The 2,970-nt window shown below is 68.7% G+C and carries 2 protein-coding genes and 2 pseudogenes; 3 read left to right on the forward strand and 1 reads right to left on the reverse strand.

The window, feature by feature from the left end:
* Positions 1-424: 424 nt before the first annotated feature.
* Positions 425-1,009: pseudogene (locus tag I0Q12_RS02475) on the reverse strand (MFS transporter); the annotation flags it as partial.
* Between the two features lie 168 nt (positions 1,010-1,177).
* Between I0Q12_RS02475 and I0Q12_RS02480 the strand changes: the two are divergent.
* The 3 genes and pseudogenes from I0Q12_RS02480 to I0Q12_RS35020 form a co-directional block, all read left to right on the forward strand.
* A complete protein-coding gene (locus tag I0Q12_RS02480) occupies positions 1,178-1,654 on the forward strand; it encodes a MarR family winged helix-turn-helix transcriptional regulator (RefSeq protein ID WP_197250445.1) in 477 nt (158 codons plus the stop codon).
* A gap of 89 nt (positions 1,655-1,743) precedes the next feature.
* On the forward strand, positions 1,744-2,883 hold the full coding sequence (locus I0Q12_RS02485; RefSeq protein ID WP_197250446.1) for an 8-amino-7-oxononanoate synthase: 1,140 nt from the start codon (positions 1,744-1,746) through the stop codon (positions 2,881-2,883).
* Positions 2,880-2,970: pseudogene (locus tag I0Q12_RS35020) on the forward strand (ATP-dependent dethiobiotin synthetase BioD); the annotation flags it as partial. The gene I0Q12_RS02485 and the pseudogene I0Q12_RS35020, both read left to right, overlap by 4 nt.

Consider the following 2,970-nt stretch of genomic DNA (forward strand, 5'->3'; position numbering starts at 1 on the left):
CCGCTGACCCGCCCCGGTGGCTATCACACGGCATGGTGCGAGGCGTGCAAGGTGGGTGGGAATCGTGATCATGTGGCGGCGGTGAACCTCGCCACACGGGCGTTGGTGGGGCGCAGCAGAGCGGTCCGCACTCGCAGTGGGAGCGTCGAGATCCGGACCGCGGTGCATGCCCCGGTCCGGAAATGTCGGGACAAGACCGGTCCGACCCCGCGCAGGCCTCGGCATCGCCGGGTCCGCCGCAGTGTTCCTGCCGCGACACCCCCGAAGGGGGTGACAGAGTCGAGGAGTTGTCCTGCACCCGAAGCGTCGGTGTGGGACACGGTCGAGCCCGCAACATCGCACGATGGTGTGGTGGGTAGCCGTGAGGAACGTGGATCTTCACCGCCTGCCACGTCAGTGGCAGGAAGTATCAGATTTACGTAGACGCTGCGATCTCGTGCCGCAGCTGCACTCCCGGCGGCTTGGGGAGGTCGGGTACGAGCTTGGCGACGCCGGCAAGGCCGACGGCGCCGAGAGCGGCGACGACCAGGAAGGTCATGCGCCAGCCTGCGGTGTGGCCCACGAACGTGCCCATCGGCACCCCGACGACGTTCGCCACGGTCAGTCCGGTGAACATCAGCGAGATGGCGGCCGCCTTCCTCTGTGGCGCCACCAGTTCGGCGGCGACGACGGAGCCGATCCCGAAGAAGGCGCCGTGGGCCAGGGACGCCACCACGCGGCCGATCAGCATGACGAAGAAGACCGGGGCCACGGCGGAGATGATGTTGCCGAGGATGAACAGGCCCATGAGCAGCATCAGCATGTTCTTGCGAGAGATCTTGGTGCCGAGGACGGTCATGATCGGGGCACCGATCACGACGCCGAGGGCGTAGCCGGTGACCAGGTATCCGGCCGTCGGCACGGACACCCCGAGATCCGTTCCCACTTGGGGCAGCAGCCCCATGATCACGAATTCCGTGGTGCCGATTCCGAAGGCCCCGACAGCAACGGCCAGCAGTGCGAGCGGCATGAGAGACGATCCTTTGATCGGATGAAGAAATGCGCGTACGCACTTTGCAGGCGTCAACAATAATTGCAGACGCCGACTATTTGCAAGCGCGGGTATAGTCGGGAGTGATGATCACGCCGGTCGACTGCCGGCGTCACCTGTTCACACGACGGATCGAGGGAGCCGACGATGACCGCCACGGACCCGACGATGACCGCGCTGGCACACAGCTGGTCGGCGCTCTCGCTGTTGCACGGGCGAATCGAGAACAGGATCGAAAGCGCGCTGCAGTCGGCGCACGGGTTGAGCGCACGCGAGTACTCGCTGTTGGACGTGCTGGATCGCCAGCACGACGGTGAGGGTGGGCATCTCCAGATGCGACAGGTCGCCGACTCCGTCGTCCTCAGTCAGAGTGCCACCACCCGGCTCGTAACCCGATTGGAGGACCGCGGGTTGCTTGCGCGCTACTTGTGTCCCACCGACCGGCGCGGCATCTACACCGACGTCACCGAGGCCGGGCGAAGCCTGCTGGAGGAAGCCCGGCCCACCCACAACGCAGCGCTGTGTGAGGCGCTCGACGAGGCCGCTGCCCAGCCGGAACTCGCGCCGCTGGTCGACACCATCCGGCAACTGCAGGAGAACGCCCGGTCGGACGCGCCTGCCTGAGGGGGTCGGTGGTTGAGCCGACCGGTGACAGTCGGGTAGCTCTCGTCTCGTCTGGCCACTTGAACGCCGTTCAAGTATGGTGTCCTTCCATGACCGCACCCGTCAGTCTGGCCTGGCTCGACGACGCCGCCGAGAAGCGCCGCGTCGCGGGACTGCACCGCACACTGCTGCCTCGCACGTCCGGCTCCCGTCTCGTCGATCTGGCGTCCAACGACTACCTCGGCCTGGTCCGGCATCCCGAGGTCGTCGCCGGCGCCGCGGCCGCACTGCGCCGTTGGGGTGCGGGCGCGACCGGTTCTCGGCTCGTCACCGGCACGACCGCCGAACACGAACTGCTCGAACGTGAACTCGCCGAATTCGTCGGCGCCGAAACAGGTCTCGTGTTCGCCAGCGGATACGCCGCCAACCTCGGCGCGGTCACCGCGCTCGGCGGCCCGGACACCCTGATCGTCTCCGACGCCGGCTGTCATGCCTCGCTCGTTGACGCATGCCGCCTGTCGCGGTCGCGGATCCAGGTCGCGCCCCACGGCGACGTCGAGTTCGTCGAGGCAGTCCTTGCTGCGCGCGCACAACCGCGCGCCCTCGTTCTCACCGATTCGGTGTTCAGCGCCGACGGTGACCTCGCGCCGCTGCAGGCACTCCACCGGGTGTGCCGGGCGCACGGCGCGTTGCTGCTCGTCGACGAGGCCCACGGTGTGGGCGTCCGCGGTGTAGGGGGACGCGGACTCGTACACGAAATGGGCCTCGCCGGCGAGCCCGATGTCGTCATCACGGCGACGCTCTCCAAGTCGCTCGCCGCACAGGGCGGAATCGTCCTCGGCGACAGCAGGATCCGGGAACATCTCATCGACACCGCCCGGACCTTCATCTTCGACACCGGCCTGGCGCCCGCGGCCGTCGGCGCCGCCCGCAGCGCCCTGCGCATCCTTCGGGAGCAACCGGAGCGTGCCACCGCGGTGCTCGACCGGGCTGCCGACCTCGCCCGCATCTCGGGCGTCGACGCGCCCGAATCGGCGGTCGTCTCGGTGATCCTCGGGGACCCGATGGTCGCCGTCGGTGCCGCCGCGGCGTGCCGCGAACGCGGCCTGCACGTCGGGTGCTTCCGTCCCCCGTCCGTTCCCGCAGGCACGTCCCGGCTACGCCTGACCGCCCGCGCGAACCTGGACGCCGACGATCTCGCGATGATCGAGTCGGTGCTCGGTGACGTCCTCGCGGAGGCACGCGTGTGAGCGTTCTCTGCATCACCGGCACCTCCACCGACGTCGGCAAGACCGTGACGACGGCGGCGGTTGCCACGGTCGCGGCGGCGGCCGGCC

Source organism: Rhodococcus sp. CX, assembly GCF_015865005.1.
In the GTDB taxonomy this organism is placed as follows: Bacteria; Actinomycetota; Actinomycetes; order Mycobacteriales; family Mycobacteriaceae; genus Rhodococcus.

Excerpts from the sequence above, each read along its gene's own strand:
- I0Q12_RS02480 (WP_197250445.1), top strand. The coding sequence starts at position 1,178 with ATGACCGCCACGGACCCGACGATGACCGCGCTGGCACACAGCTGGTCG.
- I0Q12_RS02485 (WP_197250446.1), top strand. The coding sequence starts at position 1,744 with ATGACCGCACCCGTCAGTCTGGCCTGGCTCGACGACGCCGCCGAGAAG.